This is a genomic window from Streptomyces lunalinharesii, assembly GCF_039532155.1.
Lineage (GTDB): Bacteria > Actinomycetota > Actinomycetes > Streptomycetales > Streptomycetaceae > Streptomyces > Streptomyces lunalinharesii.
Window position 1 is genome coordinate 18524 of record NZ_BAAARK010000056.1, and the last position, 16914, is coordinate 35437.

General features: G+C 71.5%; 15 protein-coding genes. 5 read left to right on the forward strand and 10 right to left on the reverse strand.

Annotated features, from left to right (window positions below; translation table 11 throughout):
* Positions 1-59 precede the first annotated feature (59 nt).
* The 5 genes from ftsH to dacB all read right to left on the reverse strand — a co-directional run bounded on the left by ftsH (position 60) and on the right by dacB (position 7088).
* The gene (gene ftsH, locus ABD385_RS38140) at positions 60-2066 is read right to left on the reverse strand and encodes an ATP-dependent zinc metalloprotease FtsH (protein WP_344584464.1); all 2007 of its coding nucleotides are present in this window, start codon (positions 2064-2066) and stop codon (positions 60-62) included.
* A gap of 286 nt (positions 2067-2352) precedes the next feature.
* Entirely contained in the window at positions 2353-2892 is a 540-nt protein-coding gene (hpt, locus tag ABD385_RS38145) for a hypoxanthine phosphoribosyltransferase (RefSeq protein ID WP_344584488.1), read from the reverse strand.
* Between the two features lie 113 nt (positions 2893-3005).
* Complete coding sequence (gene tilS, locus ABD385_RS38150; RefSeq protein WP_344584465.1) at positions 3006-4013, reverse strand: tRNA lysidine(34) synthetase TilS; 1008 nt, start codon at positions 4011-4013, stop codon at positions 3006-3008.
* A gap of 195 nt (positions 4014-4208) precedes the next feature.
* Positions 4209-5354: a zinc-dependent metalloprotease gene (locus ABD385_RS38155; protein WP_344584467.1), complete on the reverse strand. Its 1146-nt coding sequence runs from the start codon at positions 5352-5354 to the stop codon at positions 4209-4211.
* Between the two features lie 120 nt (positions 5355-5474).
* Entirely contained in the window at positions 5475-7088 is a 1614-nt protein-coding gene (dacB, locus tag ABD385_RS38160; protein ID WP_425585579.1) for a D-alanyl-D-alanine carboxypeptidase/D-alanyl-D-alanine endopeptidase, read from the reverse strand.
* Between the two features lie 86 nt (positions 7089-7174).
* Between dacB and ABD385_RS38165 the strand changes: the two genes are divergently transcribed.
* Positions 7175-7666, forward strand: coding sequence for an inorganic diphosphatase (locus ABD385_RS38165; RefSeq protein WP_344584490.1), 492 nt, complete (start codon positions 7175-7177; stop codon positions 7664-7666).
* Positions 7667-7803: 137 nt separating this feature from the next.
* Here ABD385_RS38165 and ABD385_RS38170 read toward each other — a convergent pair whose 3' ends face one another.
* Entirely contained in the window at positions 7804-9528 is a 1725-nt protein-coding gene (locus tag ABD385_RS38170) for a threonine/serine exporter family protein (RefSeq protein ID WP_344584470.1), read from the reverse strand.
* 742 nt (positions 9529-10270) lie between these two features.
* Positions 10271-10960, reverse strand: a complete 690-nt coding sequence (locus ABD385_RS38175; RefSeq protein ID WP_344584472.1) for a DedA family protein — start codon at positions 10958-10960, stop codon at positions 10271-10273.
* Positions 10961-11163: 203 nt separating this feature from the next.
* On the opposite strand from ABD385_RS38175, the gene ABD385_RS38180 reads away from it, so the two are divergent.
* On the forward strand, positions 11164-11532 hold the full coding sequence (locus tag ABD385_RS38180; RefSeq protein ID WP_016578170.1) for a YbjQ family protein: 369 nt from the start codon (positions 11164-11166) through the stop codon (positions 11530-11532).
* A gap of 48 nt (positions 11533-11580) precedes the next feature.
* On the opposite strand, the gene ABD385_RS38185 is transcribed toward ABD385_RS38180, so the two are convergent.
* Complete coding sequence (locus ABD385_RS38185) at positions 11581-12339, reverse strand: MerR family transcriptional regulator (RefSeq protein ID WP_344584473.1); 759 nt, start codon at positions 12337-12339, stop codon at positions 11581-11583.
* A 122-nt stretch (positions 12340-12461) separates the two neighbouring features.
* Between ABD385_RS38185 and leuE the strand changes: the two genes are divergently transcribed.
* From leuE to gad, 3 genes are all read left to right on the forward strand, one after another.
* Positions 12462-13160: a leucine efflux protein LeuE gene (gene leuE, locus ABD385_RS38190; protein WP_344584475.1), complete on the forward strand. Its 699-nt coding sequence runs from the start codon at positions 12462-12464 to the stop codon at positions 13158-13160.
* A gap of 146 nt (positions 13161-13306) precedes the next feature.
* Positions 13307-13939 (forward strand): NAD(P)H:quinone oxidoreductase, encoded by a 633-nt coding sequence (gene wrbA, locus ABD385_RS38195; RefSeq protein ID WP_344584477.1) that lies wholly within the window; start codon positions 13307-13309, stop codon positions 13937-13939.
* Positions 13940-13955: 16 nt separating this feature from the next.
* Positions 13956-15371: a glutamate decarboxylase gene (gene gad, locus ABD385_RS38200; protein WP_344584479.1), complete on the forward strand. Its 1416-nt coding sequence runs from the start codon at positions 13956-13958 to the stop codon at positions 15369-15371.
* 29 nt (positions 15372-15400) lie between these two features.
* Here the strand turns inward: gad and ABD385_RS38205 are convergent, their stop codons facing one another.
* Positions 15401-16051: a PadR family transcriptional regulator gene (locus ABD385_RS38205; RefSeq protein WP_344584481.1), complete on the reverse strand. Its 651-nt coding sequence runs from the start codon at positions 16049-16051 to the stop codon at positions 15401-15403.
* An 89-nt stretch (positions 16052-16140) separates the two neighbouring features.
* A complete protein-coding gene (locus ABD385_RS38210; RefSeq protein ID WP_344584482.1) occupies positions 16141-16689 on the reverse strand; it encodes a DinB family protein in 549 nt (182 codons plus the stop codon).
* Between the last annotated feature and the right edge of the window lie 225 nt (positions 16690-16914).

Here is a 16914-nt window from a genome sequence, read left to right on the forward strand (position 1 = left end):
CCCCCCAGGCTAAAACCTCGGGGGGCGCGGCGGGTATTCCGGGGCCGTACGGCCGTCGATCAGCTCTCCGGACGCGGTTCCTCGGTGCTCTCCGCCTTGTCCATGGAGACCGACGGTGCCGCGGAGCCGTTGGCCGGGGCCAGCTCCTTGGGCGTCAGCACCGGCGGACGGGTCGAGGGCGTACGGCGCGAGGAGCCGGTCCACGCCGGGCGGGCCGGGCGCTTCACGATGTGCTTGAAGACCTCGGCGATCTGCTCCTTGTTGAGGGTCTCCTTCTCCAGGAGCTCCAGAACGAGGTTGTCGAGCACGTCGCGGTTCTCGACCAGGATCTCCCACGCCTCGTTGTGCGCGGTCTCGATGAGCTTCTTGACTTCCTCGTCGACCAGCGCGGCGACCTCTTCCGAGTAGTCGCGCTGGTGCGCCATCTCGCGGCCCAGGAACGGCTCGGAGTTGTCCGAGCCGAACTTGATCGCGCCGAGCCGCTCGGTCATGCCGTACTGCGTGACCATCGCGCGGGCGGTGGCGGTCGCCTTCTCGATGTCGTTGGCCGCACCGGTGGTCGGGTCGTGGAAGACCAGCTCCTCCGCCGCACGCCCGCCCAGCATGTACGCCAGCTGGTCGAGCATCTCGTTGCGGGTGGTGGAGTACTTGTCCTCGTCGGGCAGGACCATGGTGTAGCCCAGGGCCCGGCCGCGGGACAGGATCGTGATCTTGTGGACCGGGTCGGAGTTCGGCGAAGCCGCCGCGACCAGGGCGTGTCCGCCCTCGTGGTACGCGGTGATCTTCTTCTCCTTCTCGGACATGATCCGGGTCCGCTTCTGCGGACCGGCCACGACGCGGTCGATCGCCTCGTCCAGGAAGTGGTTGTCGATCAGCTTCTCGTCGCTACGGGCCGTCAGCAGGGCGGCTTCGTTCAGGACGTTGGACAGATCGGCACCGGTGAAGCCGGGGGTGCGCTTGGCGACGGCCGAGAGGTCGACGTCCGGCGCGACCGGCTTGCCCTTCTGGTGGACCTTGAGGATCTCCAGGCGGCCCTGCAGGTCCGGACGGTCGACGGCGATCTGCCGGTCGAACCGGCCCGGGCGCAGCAGCGCCGGGTCGAGGATGTCCGGCCGGTTGGTGGCGGCGATGAGGATCACGCCGCCCTTCACGTCGAAGCCGTCCATCTCGACGAGGAGCTGGTTGAGGGTCTGCTCGCGCTCGTCGTGACCGCCGCCGAGACCCGCACCGCGGTGCCGGCCGACGGCGTCGATCTCGTCGACGAAGACGATCGCCGGGGCGTTCGCCTTGGCCTGCTCAAAGAGGTCACGGACCCGGGAGGCACCGACACCGACGAACATCTCGACGAAGTCGGAACCGGAGATCGAGTAGAACGGGACGCCGGCCTCGCCCGCGACGGCGCGCGCGAGCAGCGTCTTGCCCGTACCGGGCGGGCCGTAGAGCAGCACGCCCTTCGGGATCTTGGCGCCGACGGCCTGGAACTTCGCCGGCTCCTGGAGGAACTCCTTGATCTCGTGGAGCTCCTCGACGGCCTCGTCGGCACCCGCGACGTCCGAGAAGGTCGTCTTGGGGGTGTCCTTGGTGATCAGCTTCGCCTTCGACTTGCCGAAGTTCATCACCCGGGAGCCGCCGCCCTGCATCTGATTCATCAGGAACAGGAAGACGACCACGATGAGCACGAACGGCAGCAGCGAGAGCAGCACGCCGACGAACGGGTTCTGCTTCGACGGCGAGACGGTGTAGCCGTCCTTGATCTCGCCGGTCTGGTACTTGGCCTGCAGGTTCTTCGCCAGGTCAACGCCCTGGTCGCCGATGTAGCTGGCCTGAATCTTGTTGGAGCCGGAGACCTTGTAGTCCCCGGACAGCTCGACCTTGATCTTGTTCTCGTCGCCGGTGGTCAGCTCGGCGGATTTCACCTTGTTGTCAGCAATCGCCTTGACGACCTGACCGGTGTCCACCGTCTTAAAGCCGCCGGACGAGCCGACGACCTGCATCAACACGACCACGGCGAGGACGGCCAGCACGATCCACATGACCGGCCCACGGAAGTATCGCTTCACGTCCATCCATACGGAGCCGCCTAAGGCCCCGTCCCTCCTGCCACAGTGAGGCACAACGCCCTCGGGAGGGCTGGTCGTGCGTATACGGTGTCGTATTACTCGCCCGAAAACAGATTGCCTTCGGACGGTACCCCAGCATTGTCACCCGGCGCCTGCGCCGACAGTGAACAACGAAGCCGGGGATTCCCCTCTCCCTGCTCCAACGGCGGGAAACCCCGAAGGGTTCCCGCCGGGCGGCACGAGCCGTCCGAGCGCTCGTCCGGCACGGTGACCGGCGAGCGCGGGAACGCTCTCAGCCGCCGTACACGTGGGGCGAGAGGGTACCGACGAACGGCAGGTTGCGGTACTTCTCCGCAAAGTCCAGGCCGTAGCCCACGACGAATTCGTTGGGAATGTCGAAGCCGATCCACTTCACGTCGATCGCCACCTTGGCCGCGTCGGGCTTCCGCAGCAGCGTGCAGACCTCCAGCGAGGCGGGCTCGCGCGAGCCGAGGTTGGACAGCAGCCACGACAGCGTCAGGCCCGAGTCGATGATGTCCTCGACGATCAGGACGTGCTTGCCCTTGATGTCGGTGTCCAGGTCCTTGAGGATCCGGACCACGCCGGAGGACTGGGTGCCCGCGCCGTAGGAGGACACGGCCATCCAGTCCATCGTGACGGGAGTGGACAGGGCACGCGCCAGGTCCGCCATCACCATCACCGCGCCCTTGAGGACACCGACGATGAGCAGGTCCTTGCCCGCGTACTCCGCGTCGATCTTCGCAGCCAGCTCCGCCAGCTTCGCGTTGATCTCTTCTTCAGTGATGAGCACCGACTGAAGGTCGGCGCCCATGTCCTTGTCGTCCACCCGTGCCACTCTCGCTCGGTTCGGTGTGCAGGTCGGTCGTGGACCTCACGGCGGGAACCGGTCGCGAGATCACGAAACAGGGCGCGGTCTCCTGCGGCTCAGCCCTGCCGAATGACCAGTCTGCCACCCTGCCGTCGCACACCCACGCGCCCGGGGAGGTTGATGGCCCCTTGCCCCCGCCAGGCCGTGATGAGTCGGTCCACTTCCTCGATGTGCCGGGCGAAGAGCGAACCGGCCGGCGAACCCGCGGCGATGACCGCCCGACGCAGCACCCGGCGGCGCACCGCGGGCGGCAGCCCGAAGAGCCCCGCGGCGTCGAGGGTGCCGTCCTCGTCGACGACCGTCGCCTCGGCCTCGGCGGCCCAGGCGTCCAGTGCGTCGGCGTCGTCACGGGACAGCTGCGCGGTCCGCGCCAGGGCCTCCACGACGCCCTTGCCCAGGCACTTCTCCAGGGCAGGCAGCCCCTCGTGGCGCAGTCGTGAGCGGGTGTAGGCGGGGTCGGTGTTGTGGGGGTCGTCCCAGACGGGCAGCGCCTGGATCAGGCAGGCCGTGCGGGCCGTCTGTCGGTCCACGTCCAGGAAGGGGCGGCGGTAGCGGCCGTTCGTCCCGGCGGCGGCGGCCATCCCGGAGAGCGAGCGGATGCCGGAGCCGCGGGCCAGCCCGAGCAGGACGGTCTCCGCCTGGTCGTCGCGGGTGTGACCGAGGAGCACCGCACTGGCGCCGTGGCGGTCGGCGGTGGCGTCCAGGGCGGCGTAGCGGGCGTCCCGGGCGGCCGCTTCCGGGCCGCCGGCCCGGCCCACCTCGACGCTGACCACGTCGACGGGGTCGAGCTTGAGGGCCCGCAGGCGCAGCGCGACCTCGGCGGCACGGAGGTCGGAGCCTTCCTGGAGGCCGTGGTCGATGGTCACGCCCCCGGCGCGGACGCCCAGCTTGGGGGCCTCGAAGGCGAGGGCGGAGGCGAGCGCCATCGAATCGGCGCCGCCGGAGCAGGCGACGAGCACGAGCGGGGCACCGTGCCGGTCCTGCGCGCAGTGGTGGTTGAGCACGTCGTGGAGTACGCGGCGGACCGCCAGGCGTATCGCGGCGACCGCTGGATGGGGACCCATGTCCGTTTCCAATCGTTCAGCTGGGGGGTGAGCCTCGGGCCGTGGACGGCACCTCGTCACACAGAGTGCCTAGATGGTGACAGAGGCGAGCAGTTCCCCGAGCATTGCACGCCTATCCATCGGTCACGGTCCCTCAGACGGGTGATTGGAGGGGCGCTCTTCTGCCGCACGGCGTGCCCAGCTCACGTCCCGTGCTTACGGTGCCCCCTCCGCCTTCCGGTGCACCCGCGCGACCCAGTCCGCCGGTTTGGCGATCTCCAGTTTGGTGGGGAGGGTGTTCGGCGACGTCCAGATGCGGTTGAAGCCGTCCATGCCGACCTCCTCGACGACGGACCGCACGAACCGCTCGCCGTCACGGTACTGCCGGAGCTTCGCGTCCAGTCCCAGCAGCTTCCGCAGCGCCACGTCCAGTCGGCCCGCGCCGCTGGCCCGCCGCTTCTGGAACTTCTCCCGGATCTCCGCCACCGAGGGCACCACCTCGGGGCCCACCCCGTCCATGACGAAGTCGGCGTGCCCCTCCAGCAGCGACATCACCGCGGTCAGCCGCCCGAGGATCTCCCGCTGCGCGGGCGTCTGCACCAGGTCCACCAGCGACCGGCCCTCGTCGCCCTCCTCGCCCTCCGGCTTGGCGCCGGCCAGCGACTGCGCGGCCTCCCGCAGCCGCTCCAGCAGCGTCCCCGGGTCGATGTCGGTCTCCGCGAGGAAGGACTGGACCTCGCCCTCGATGTGGTCCCGCAACCAGGGCACGGCGCTGAACTGGGTCCGGTGGGTCTCCTCGTGCAGGCACACCCAGAGCCGGAAGTCGTGCGGCGCCACGTCGAGTTCCCGCTCCACGTGGACGATGTTCGGCGCCACCAGCAGCAGCCGGCCGCCCTGCGTCCCCGCCGGCAGCTCGCGCGAGGCCGGGGCGAACGTCTCGTACTGGCCCAGCACCCGCGAGGCCAGGAACGACAGCAGCATGCCGAGCTCGACCCCGGTCACCTTGCCGCCGACCGCGCCGAGCACCGCGCCGCCGGGCGTCGAGGACCGCCGGTCCTCCATCTTGGCGAGCAACGGCTTCAGCACCGCCCGGAACCCGGCGACGTTGGCCCGGATCCAGCCGGGCCGGTCCACCACCAGGACCGGCGTGTCGTGCGGCGCCGGCTCGCCCTCCGCACCGGGCCGAGCCATCCGGGTGAACGCGCGGACGTGGGTCTCGGACGCCTTGGCGTGCTGGCGCAGCTCGGCGACGATCGCCCGCGCCTCGTCCCGGCTCACCTCCGGTCCGGGCCGTACGAACCGGGTCGCGGTCGCCACCGCGAGATTCCAGTCGACCATCTCCACACCACCGATGCTCGTCATGGGTTCACCGTACGGGCCCGGTCCGTCGTGGGGTAGCCGACCGGGACGGTCGGCGCAGGTTGCCGGGTGTCCGGCGGCCGGCGGGCCGTGGCGCGGTCCGGAGGCCACCGGGCGCGCCCGCTAGCGGCAGCCGCAGTTGGCGACCGTGGACGCCATCCGGTCCAGGGCCTTCTGGGCGGCCTGCGGGTCGGTGGTCCCGGTGGTCATGAAGGCGAAGGCCAGCAGGCGCCCGTCGGCGTCGACGACGGTGCCGGCGAGGGTGTTCACGCCGGTGAGGGTGCCGGTCTTGGCGCGCACGGTGCCGGCCCCGGCGGTGTCGCCCACGTAACGGCCGCTGAGGGTCCCGGTGAAGGCGGCGACCGGGAGGCCGGTGACGATCGGCCGCAGGTCGGGCTGGTGGGGCGCGGCGGCGGCCAGCAGCAGGTGCGAGAGCAGGTTCGCGGAGACCTTGTCGTCCCGGTCCAGGCCGCTGCCGTCCTCGAAGACCGCGCCGGCCAGCGGCAGGTGCTCGGCGGCCAGCGCGTCCCGCACGGCCGCGGCGGCGCCGTCGAAGCTGGCGGGCCGATGGGCGGCGAGCGCGGTCTGCCGGGCCAGCGCCTCGGCGATGTCGTTGTCGCTGTAGGTCAGCATCCGCTCGACGAGGGCGGACAGCGGCAGCGAGTGGACGACGGCGATCCGCTCGGCGGCCTTGGGGGCGCGGGCCGCACCGGGGTCCCCCGTGACCGTGATCCCGCGCTCCTTGAGGAGGCCGGCGAACGCGCGGGCGGCGTCGCCCGCGGGGTCGGTGGAGCGCGGCGCGGTCCCGTGGTCGCTGTCGTCGAGGCGGGCCTCGTCGGTCATCAGGGCGGTGACCGGGGCGATGTTCTCGTTGGGACCGATGGGGTGCTCGACGGGCCCCGTGTAGGCGGAGGCGTCGTAGTCGAGGCCGACGGTGCCGAGCCCGCGCTGCTTCAGGGCGCGGGCGGTGGCGTCGGCGAGGTCCGCCAGGCTGGCCGGCCGGTCGCCGGCGCCGGCGCCGGGCGCCCGGGCGGTGAGCGTCGGGTCGCCGCCCCCCACCAGGACGATCCGGTCCTTGCCGGCCAGTACGACGCCGGTGTCGATGCGGTGGTCGGCGCCGAGCCGGGAGAGCGCGGCCACCGCGGTGGCCAGCTTGACCGTGGAGGCGGGGGTGGCCGCCTCGTCCTGCTTCGCGCCGAAGACCTGCCGGCCGTTCGCCACGTCCACGACGGAGGCGGTGCGCAGCGGGCCCAGTGCCGGATCGGCCAGCAGCGGCGCCAGGGCGTCGGCCAGCCCGGCGTCGGTGGGCACCGGCACGGCCCCCCGGCCCACCGCACCGTGCGCGGGCTCGCCGAGCGCGGTCAGCACGGCCGGTGCGCTGGGCGCCGGGCCCGGCGCCCGGCCGTCGTCGTGATGCTCGCCACCTGTCGTCGGAGCGGGGACCGCCGCCGCCCGCTCGGCCGTACGCTGACCGGAGTCCCACGGCCCGGCCGCCGCGACCGCGACGACCGCGACCGACAGACCGGTGGCGGCGGACAGCGCGGTCAGTTGCCAGGTCTGCCGCGTGTGCCGGGGTGCGGCCTGCCACGCCTGCTGGGCGGCGCCCGACGTCACGTGTGCAGCGCGCTGTGCACTGCGTGCCGCGGTGCGTGCGCAGCGCCCGGCCCGGCGTGCCGCCACCCGCGCGGAACGCTGTGCCGACTGCCATCTGACCTGCCATGTTCGGGTCTCGGGCACTTCGGACCAGCCCCTTTCGCCACCACACACCTGCGTGGGGGACACTTAATCACCAGACGTATGTGTTGATCATGGAGGAGCCACCCGTGGAGTTCGACGTCACCATCGAGATCCCGAAGGGTTCGCGGAACAAGTACGAGGTGGACCACGAGACCGGTCGGATCCGCCTGGACCGTCGACTCTTCACCTCGACCAGTTACCCGGCCGACTACGGCTTCGTCGAGGACACCCTGGGCGAGGACGGCGACCCGCTGGACGCCCTGGTCATCCTGGACGAGCCGACCTTCCCCGGTTGCCTCATCAAGTGCCGTGCCATCGGCATGTTCCGGATGACGGACGAGGCCGGCGGCGACGACAAGCTGCTGTGCGTCCCCGCCTCCGACCCGCGCGTCGAGCACCTCCGCGACATCCACCACGTCTCGGAGTTCGACCGCCTGGAGATCCAGCACTTCTTCGAGGTCTACAAGGACCTGGAGCCCGGCAAGTCCGTCGAGGGCGCCGACTGGGTCGGCCGCACCGACGCCGAGGCCGAGATCGAGCGCTCGTACAAGCGCTACGAGGCGCAGGGCGGGCACTGACCCGACCGGAGCCGGACCGGTGGGCGAGGCGGGGTTCTCCGGAGCCCCGCGCGCCCGCTGACGCGCTCTGATTTTCATACGCGAACGGGCGGCACCCATCTGGGGGCCGCCCGTCGTCCGTGTCGCGGGTCCGTCGCCTAGAAGCCGCGGGTCCGCTTCGCCGCCCGGCGCCCGGCGCCCGCCTCGGTGAGGCCCGGCGCCCGCAGGAACAGCCGGGCGACCTCGCCACCGAGGTTGACCCCGACGGCGATCGCCAGCGCCAGCGAGGCGGCCTTGATCAGGGAGGAGAAACCTTCCAGCAGGTTGCCCTGGGCGAAGTTCAGCAGTCCGAAGTAGGTCGCGCTACCAGGCAGCAGCGGCCCGATCGCCGCGGTCACGTACGGCAGCGCCGAGGCGTAGCGGTAGCGGGAGAGCAGCTGGCCGAAGAGGCCGACGAGCCCGGCGGCGATCGCCGTGGACGGCACCGCGTTGAATCCGGCGGTGACGGTCAGCGCCCCGTAGACCACCCACGCGACCCCGCCGTTTATGGTCGCGAACGCCACCGTGTGCCGCTCCTGTTGGAGCAGGACGCAGAACGCCAGCGCCAGCAGCATCGACGCGATGATCTGCACCCCGGGCTCGTTGTAGAGCTGCAGCGCCTGCTCCGGGTTGAGCCGCTTGAGACCCGGATCGACCTGGAGCCCGAGGTAGAGCACGGACAGCACGCCGACGACGATGCCGACGATCAGGTAGCCGACCTCCAACAACCGGGCGGCGGCGGTGATGTAGTAGCCGGTCAGCCCGTCCTGCACGCTGGCGACCAGCGCCCGCCCCGGGATCAGCGCGAACAGCCCACCGGTGATCACCGCGGAGGACTGCACGTTGGAGTGCGCCAGGGCGAAGACCAGACCCATCGCGGCGGGCGGCATCGCCGCGACCACGAACTGGTAGAACTCCGGCAGCCCGCGCGCCGACGCCAGCCAGGCGATCCGGTCGCCGAACATCGAACCGATCGCCGCCGCGACGAACACCAGCGTCCCGCCGCCGACCAACATGCTCGCCGCGCCGGACAGCAGCCCCGAGGCCAGCGTCAGCCCCCAACTCGGGTACGGGTGCCGGTTGCGTCGGATCTCCGCCAGGCCGCGGTACGCCTCTTCGAGGCTGATCCCCTCGGACGTGATCTCGTCGACCAGCCGGAAGACCGCGGACAGCCGGTTGTAGTCGACGCCGCGCCGCCGCACCGTCCGGCTCGCGGTGACCGGATCGTCGACCAGCGACGGCTGGTACGAGATCGACAGCAGGGTGAAGGTGACGGTCGGCTCGACCCGCTCCAGGCCGTAGGCGTGCGCCACGCCGAACATCGCCGCCTCGACGTCCTCGGCGCCCTCGCCACCGGCCAACAGGATCTCGCCGATACGCAGCGTCAGGTCCAGGACGCGGGGCACGGCGGGGCCGCCGCCCTCCTCCTCCGTCCGCTCCGCCCGTTCGGGCACCGGCCGCTCGTGGATCGGCATCCGCAGCATGGTGCGCATCCGGTCCTGCCACGGCGCTTCCTTGGTCAGGCTGAGCACCGGTATGCCGTGCGGCGGCGTGAACGTGGGCAGCCGGGTCTGCCCCGTGGTGCCCCCCGGCGGGGCGAACGCCGACCCCTCCGGCTCGATCGACGCGTCCGGCCGCAGCCCGTCGGGCAACGCGAACTCGGAGGTGGGGTGCTCCTCCTCGGGCGGCGGCGGCAACGGCACGCCCAACGGCGGGGTGAAGGCGCTCCGTGCCTCGTCCGACGGTTTGCGCTCGTCGGCGGGACCGGCCTGCTCCGAGGTGCCGTTGCCGTTGCTCCGACCGCTGCCGCCGTTACTGCTGCCGCGTGGTGGATCCGACGCCACGTCTCTCCGCTCCTCGTCCTACGCCTCCTGCCGACCGGTCATGCACACGATGCCGCATGCCGGGTCCCGGCGCTTCCCCGGGGGCCCTCACACGTGCGGCGGACCGCGCACCAAGGTTTCGGATGCCCGCGTCGCGATCCGACATTCCCCGTCACGGGCCGCTGCGCGGGGCCCCGCCCCACGTTTTTGTCTTTCCCGCCGTGGTTGCCGTTTGCGCCTGGCGGCGCGGGCTTCTTCCCACGTTGTCGGTTGCCCCGCCGTGGGGGTTGCTGTTTGCGCCTGCGGCGCGTTGCCGCTGCGCGGGGCTTGTAGGTAGGCGCGGTGCCGGGTTGGCGGGTGGTGGGGTGCCCGGACTGCTGCGCTTTACGTCCGGGCACCCCACCACCCGCCAACCCGACCCCTCCCGTATGGGGGTGGGAAAGGGGTGAGTGGGGGCCTGTGTTGGTGGGTCCCCGCGGCTCCGTGGGTGGATTCACATCCTTGAGCGCGCCGGGTGGTGGCCAGCACCGACCCGCCGGGGCCCGGCCCCCACCCACCCGTCTTTCAACCCACCCTCAACGGGAGGGGGCGGGCCGGAGGGGGTGGTGTTGCAGGACGTAAAGCGCAGCAGTCCTGCAACACCACCCCCGCAGGCCCGACACCGCACCCAACAGCCCCGCGCAGCGGACAACAAGCCCGCGCCGCAGGCGCAACAGCGAGACGCCCCACGGCGGGAAAGCCAAAAACGTGGGAAGAAAACGCGTCACCGCTTGGCGTGACGCCCCCGCGGTGCCCGTTCCGGCGTGTTCGCCGTGGGGGCGGCCGGTTCCTTCTTCGACTTGGCGCGGGCGCGCAGGAACTCGATGGCGACCGGAATCACCGAGAGCAGCACGATTCCCACGAGGATCGCCTCGATGTTCTTGTGCACGAACTCGACGTTGCCCAGCGCGGCGCCCAGGAGCGTCACGCCGGCGCCCCACAGCGTTCCGCCGATGATGTTGAAGACGATGAAGGAGCGGTACTGCATCCGGCTCACGCCGGCGATGATCGGCGTGAAGGTCCGCACGATCGGCACGAACCGGGCCAGGATCAGCGACTTCGGGCCGTGCTTCTCGAAGAAGGCGTGCGCCTTCTCCACGTTCTCCTGCTTGAACAGCCGGGAGTCGGGTCGGGTGAAGAGCGCGGGGCCGACCTTGCGCCCGAAGAGGTAACCGGCCTGGTCACCCAGCACGGCCGCCAGCACCACCAGCACGCACACCAGCCACAGCGGATTGTCGATCTTGTTCGTCGTCACCATCAGACCGGTGGTGAACAGCAGCGAGTCCCCGGGCAGGAAGAAGCCGATCAGCAGCCCGGACTCCGCGAAGACGATGAGCAGGACGCCGATCAGGCCGAATGTCGTGATCAAGTAGTCCGAATTCAGCCACTGGGGACCGAGCGCGAGAGTTTCCACGGGGTGAAGGCTCCTGGGTCGAGGGCGCCCGGCTCGCCCGGTGCGGCGAGCGGAAGCGGAGGTGCAGGCGCAGTGTGCGGCCCAAAGCTATCAACGGACTATGGCGCCCAGCGGTTCCACGGGCCCCCACCCGACCGCCCCCGGCCACTGGCCGCCCCCGCCGGGCCGGGCGATCCTGACCGGAAGGACAGGAGGTGCGGACCATGGGCATCGAGGAGTACGGCGGCGGACAGCAGACGCAGTCCGACGTCCTGGTCGTGACGACCAACGACGTACCGGGGTTTCACGTGAAACAGGTCATCGGCGAGGTCTTCGGCCTCACCGTGCGCTCCCGGCACCTCGGCAGCCAGATCGGCGCGGGGCTGAAGTCGATGATCGGCGGTGAGCTGCGCGGCCTGACCAAGACCCTCGTGCAGACCCGCAACCAGGCCATGGAGCGCCTGGTGGAGCAGGCCCGCGCGCGCGGCGCGAACGCGGTCCTGATGTTCCGCTTCGACGTCACCGAGGCCGCCGACGTGGGCACCGAGGTGTGTGCGTACGGCACGGCCGTGGTGCTGGAACCGGCGGGCTGACCGACCCGGGCGGGCCAGCCGGCGCCCCGCGGCCGGCCGGCCCGCCGCTCACCCGTTGCGCGCCGCGTTCGCCACCATCGCGTCCCGCAGGTACGCCGCGAGCCCCGGGCGGATCGCCTCGTAGGTGGCGGTGAACCGTTCGTCGGCGACGTACATCTCCCCGAGTCCGGCGTGGATCTCGTGGGTGCAGTCGTAGTACGCGCGGCTGATAAAGCGCCGGTGCTCCTCGGCGACGTCCATCGCCGCCGTGGAGTCCGCCGGCACCCCCTGCGCGAGCAGCTGCGCCATCGCGCGGTGGAGGGCGTCGAACTCCGCCGTCAACCGCTTCCAGTCGTCCTTGGTGTACGTGGCCGTCCGGCGCCGGGACTGCTCGTGGGCGTCGGTGCCACCCCAGCGCCGGGCCGCTTCCTCGGCGTGCCGGTCGGGGTCGAAGTCGCCGAAGACCTCGAACTTCTCCTCCGGGGTGAGCCGTACGTTCATCCTGCGTGCCTCCATGGCGTGTTCGACGGCGGCGGCCATCTTCTGGAGCGTCCCGATCCGCGTGGCCAGCAGCGCGTGCTGGCGCCGCAGGTGTTCCTGCGGGTCCGCGTCCGGGTCGTCCAGGAGGGCCGCCACCTCGTCGAGCGGAAAGCCCAGCTCCCGGTAGAACAGGATCTGCTGGAGCCGGTCCAGGTCGTCGTCGCCGTAGCGCCGGTGCCCCGCATGGCTGCGCGCGCCGGGCACCAGCAGCCCGATCTCGTCGTAGTGGTGCAAGGTGCGCACCGTGACTCCGGCGAAGTCGGCGACCTGGCCCACCGAATAGCTCACTTCCGCTCCCTCGTCGGTCGGTCGGTATGCCCGTCACGATGGCTCCTCACGCCACGTGAGGTGCAAGTCCGGATGGTGAAAGCCCGGTGAGGCGGCGAACCGGCGGGTGAGATCCTCCGCGCATGCTCGGAATAACGGATCTGCCCACGTATCTGGTGGGCCTCGCCCTCATCGTCCTGCTGCCGGGGCCGAACTCGCTGTACGTCGTCTCGGTGGCCGCCCGGCGCGGCCGTCGCGTGGCGTACCGGGCCGCGGCGGGCGTGCTGTGCGGCGACACGGTGCTGATGACGCTGTCGGCGGGCGGGGTGGCCTCGCTGTTGACGACGAGCCCGGTGCTGTTCGGCATCGTGAAGTTCGTCGGTGCGGGCTATCTGACGTGGCTGGCGGTCGGGATGCTGCGCGGCGCCTGGTCGCTGTGGCGCGACGGCCGGGCCCGCCGGGCACTGCGGGACGAGGCGGCGCGGCAGGCGGCCGGGGAGGCCCCCGCGGCTGCGGCGGGGGCGCCGAAGGCCACCGTCGAGCGGCCGTTCCGCCGGGCGCTGGTGGTCAGCCTGCTCAACCCCAAGGCGATCCTCTTCTTCATCTCCTTCTTCGTGCAGTTCGTGGACCCCGCCTACGCGCACCCGGTGCTGTCGTTCGTGACTCTCGGCGCCTGGGCCCAGCTCTTCAGCTTCACCTACCTGTCGCTGCTGATCTTCAGCGGGACGTTCCTGGCGGCGACCTTCCGCCGTCGCAAGCGGCTGACGGCCGGCCTCTCCGCCGGTGCCGGCGCTGCCTTCCTCGGCTTCGCCGCGAAGCTGTCGCTGGCCAGCACCAGCTGACCACCACGGACCGGCGCCGCGCGGCGCCGGTCCCGCCGTCCGGGCCGGGTCCGCGAAGGGCCCGGCCCGGTCGCGCTTCCACTGGGCGAACCCTGGAAGCCGCACACGCCTTATGCCCCTATTGTCGGGTTTCAGGAGGTGCGCCCATGCCCGTGGTGCCCGTGCACGACGTCAACGTCGCCGTCATCTACTACTCGTCGACCGGCACCGTCGCCGAGCTGGCCCGGCTGATCGCCGACGCCGCCGAGCACGCGGGCGCCGACGTCCGGCTGCGCCGGGTCGCCGAACTGGCCCCGCGCTCCGCCGTCGACGCCAACCCGGCCTGGGCGGCCAACGTCGCGGCCACCGCCGACATCCTGGAGGCGACCCACGACGACGTCCTCTGGGCGGACGCCGTGCTCTTCGGCACCCCCACCCGCTTCGGCAACGTGACGTCCCAGCTCAAACAGTTCGTGGACACCCTGGGCGGCCTCTGGCAGCAGGGCCGCCTGGCCGACAAGGTCTACAGCGGCTTCACCGCCTCCGCCACCAAGCACGGCGGCCAGGAGTCCACCCTCCTGGCGCTCTACAACACCGTCCACCACTTCGGCGGCATCCTCGTCGCCCCGGGCTACACCGACCCGGCGAAGTTCACCGACGGCAACCCCTACGGCACCTCGCACGTCGGCGGCCCGGACACCCCGGTCGACGCCGAAGCCGCCACCGCCGCCCGCGTCCAGGCGGAGCGGGTGGTGCGGTTCGCCAAGGCCGTCAAAGCCGGCCTGGCCACCACGAGCTGACGAAAGGCCGCAGCAGATGACCCTGCACAAAGGCGCCGCCGAACGCCCCCGCGACCACCGGCAGCACCCGGTCAACCCCTTCTACGGCGAGGCCGACCCGGTCGCCGGGATGGAGACCTCTCCCCCGCGCAACGCCCTCCCCGACGGCCCGATCTCCCCGCACAACGCCTACCAGTTCGTCCACGACGAGCTGATGCTGGACGGCAACGCCCGGCTCAACCTGGCCACCTTCGTCACCACTTGGATGGAGCCGCAGGCCACCGTCCTGATGTCGGAGTGCCGGGACAAGAACATGATCGACAAGGACGAGTACCCGCGCACCGCCGAACTGGAGCGGCGCTGCGTGGCGATGCTCGCCAACCTCTGGCACGTCCCCGACCCGAGCGCCGCCATGGGCTGCTCCACCACCGGCTCCAGCGAGGCGTGCATGCTCGCCGGCATGGCCCTCAAACGCCGCTGGGCCAGGCGCAACCAGGACCGCTATCCCCGCTCCGCCCGGCCGAACCTCGTGATGGGCGCCAACGTCCAGGTCTGCTGGGAGAAGTTCTGCAACTTCTGGGAGGTCGAGGCCCGCCAGGTCCCCATGGAGGGCGACCGCTTCCACCTGGACGCGGACTCCGCCGCCGCGCTCTGCGACGAGAACACCATCGGCGTCGTCGCCGTCCTGGGCTCGACCTTCGACGGCTCCTACGAACCGGTGGCACAGATCTGCGCGGCGCTCGACGCCCTCCAGGAACGCACCGGCCTGGACGTCCCGGTCCACGTGGACGGCGCCTCCGGCGCGATGATCGCGCCGTTCCTCGACCCGGAGCTGGAGTGGGACTTCCGCCTCCCCCGGGTCGCCTCGATCAACACCTCCGGCCACAAGTACGGCCTGGTCTACCCGGGCGTCGGCTGGGCGCTCTGGCGCGACCGGGAGGCGCTCCCCGAGGAACTGGTCTTCCGCGTCAACTACCTGGGCGGCGACCTGCCCACCTTCGCCCTCAACTTCTCCCGCCCCGGCGCCCAGGTCGCCGCCCAGTACTACACGTTCCTGCGGCTGGGCCGGGACGGCTACCGCGCCGTCCAGCAGGCCACCCGCGACGTGGCCCGCTCGATGGCCGAACGGATCGGCGCACTGGGCGACTTCCGGCTGCTCACCCGCGGCGACCAACTGCCGGTCTTCGCCTTCACCACCGCCGACGACGTCACGTCCTTCGACGTCTTCGACGTGTCCCGGCGGTTGAAGGAGCGCGGTTGGCTGGTCCCCGCCTACAGCTTCCCGCCCAACCGCCAGGACCTCTCCGTCCTCCGGGTGGTCTGCCGCAACGGCTTCTCCCTGGACCTGGCCGACAACTTCCTGGCCGACCTGGCGGACCTGCTCCCCGAACTCCGCCGGCAACCGGCCCCGTTGGGCCGTCCGGAGAACGTCGCCACCGCCTTCCACCACTGAGCGCCGCGGGCCCCGGGGCCCGCCGCTCCTCAGTCGGTGCCCGGCTCCTGCGCGTCGGCGTCGTCCCGCACCGCGTACGGGTTCGGCTGCCCCGGCGCGAGCACCCCCACGAACGGCGCGCCCTCGCCGGCGAAGACGTACGCCCCGCCCTCGATCCGCGCGATCAGGCCGCGGGTCCACTCCACGCCGCTGTCCGTCGCGTGCACCCACATGTGCATGATCTCGCCGATGTGGCCGAGTTCCCCGGCCGCGCCCTCGGGCGCGTAGGACGACGTGACGGTGGTCCGCCACTCGGTGAGCGCCCGCACCCGCTCCTCCAGCAGCGCCACCGCCTCCGCCCGCGGCAGGTCGACGAGGAAGCCGAGGCCGGCGCTGAGCAGGTCGGTCTTGGGGTCGCGCTGCACCAGCGCGGCCCGCAGCAGCCGGAAGTACTCCTCCTCGCCCGCCGGGGTCAGCTCGTACTCGGTGCGCGGCGGACCGCCGGCGGTGCTCGGTGCGGTGTCGTGGGCGTGCAGCAGTTGCTGCTTCGCCATCTGCTTGAGCGCGTGGTAGATCGACCCGGGCTTGGCGTTGGACCACTCGTGCGCGCCCCAGTACTCCAGGTCGTTGCGGACCTGGTAGCCGTGCGCCCGACCGTGCTGCCGCACGGCGCCGAGCACCAGCAGCCGGATCGCCGACATCGCCACTCCCGTCCCGGCGCGCCGTCCCGTCCGCGCCCCGCCACCAGCCTAGGACGCCACCCTAGGCCGCCGGCCGCGGCGACCGGCCGCTACCCCTCCCGCGCCGTGCGCTCCTCGTCGACCAGCGCGAAGGCCGTCTTGCCGTCCAGGGACTCCCGGACGATGTCGGCGTGGCCGGCGTGCCGTGCGGTCTCCTCGATCAGGTGCAGCAGCAGCCACCGCATCGACTGCCGGGCGTCCTTGGGGAACCAGGGGGCCGGCGGCAGCGGGAAGGTGTCGTCGAGGCTGGGTACCGACCGGATGAACTTCTCCGTCTCGGCCGCGACCCCCTCCCAGAACTCCAGCGTCCCCGCGACGCTCTCGCCGTCCTGGAGCTGGAACCCGAGGTGCCAGCTGTTCTGGTCGCGCGGAATGGAGGGCTCCCGCTGCTGGGCGAACTCCAGCCAGCGCTGCTCCACCTCGGCGACGTGCTTGACCAGGCCGCCCAGCGACAGCTCGCTGGCGCTCGGCCGCTGCTTCGCCTGCGCGTCGGTCAGGCCCAGGACGGCCCGCCGCAGCCCGCCGCGCTGCGCCTCCAGGAAGGCCAGCAGCGCTCCGCGCTCATCACCGTGGGCCTCGGCCAGAACATGAGTGGGCATGGTGGTTCCACCTTTCGTCGCGCCAGCGGTACGGCACCGCGAACCGGCCGGCACCGAACCGGCCGGCCGTTCCCGATGTCTACGACCCTACGAACCACCTAGTGGCTCGTCACACAGCCTTGGCCGGGTAATCGACGTGCTGGTCGTCGGCCAGCAGACTGTCTCCAAGTCCTGGTCTTGGAGGTGGTTGTGGGACGTCGACCGAGTGTGTTCGTCCGGCCGGTC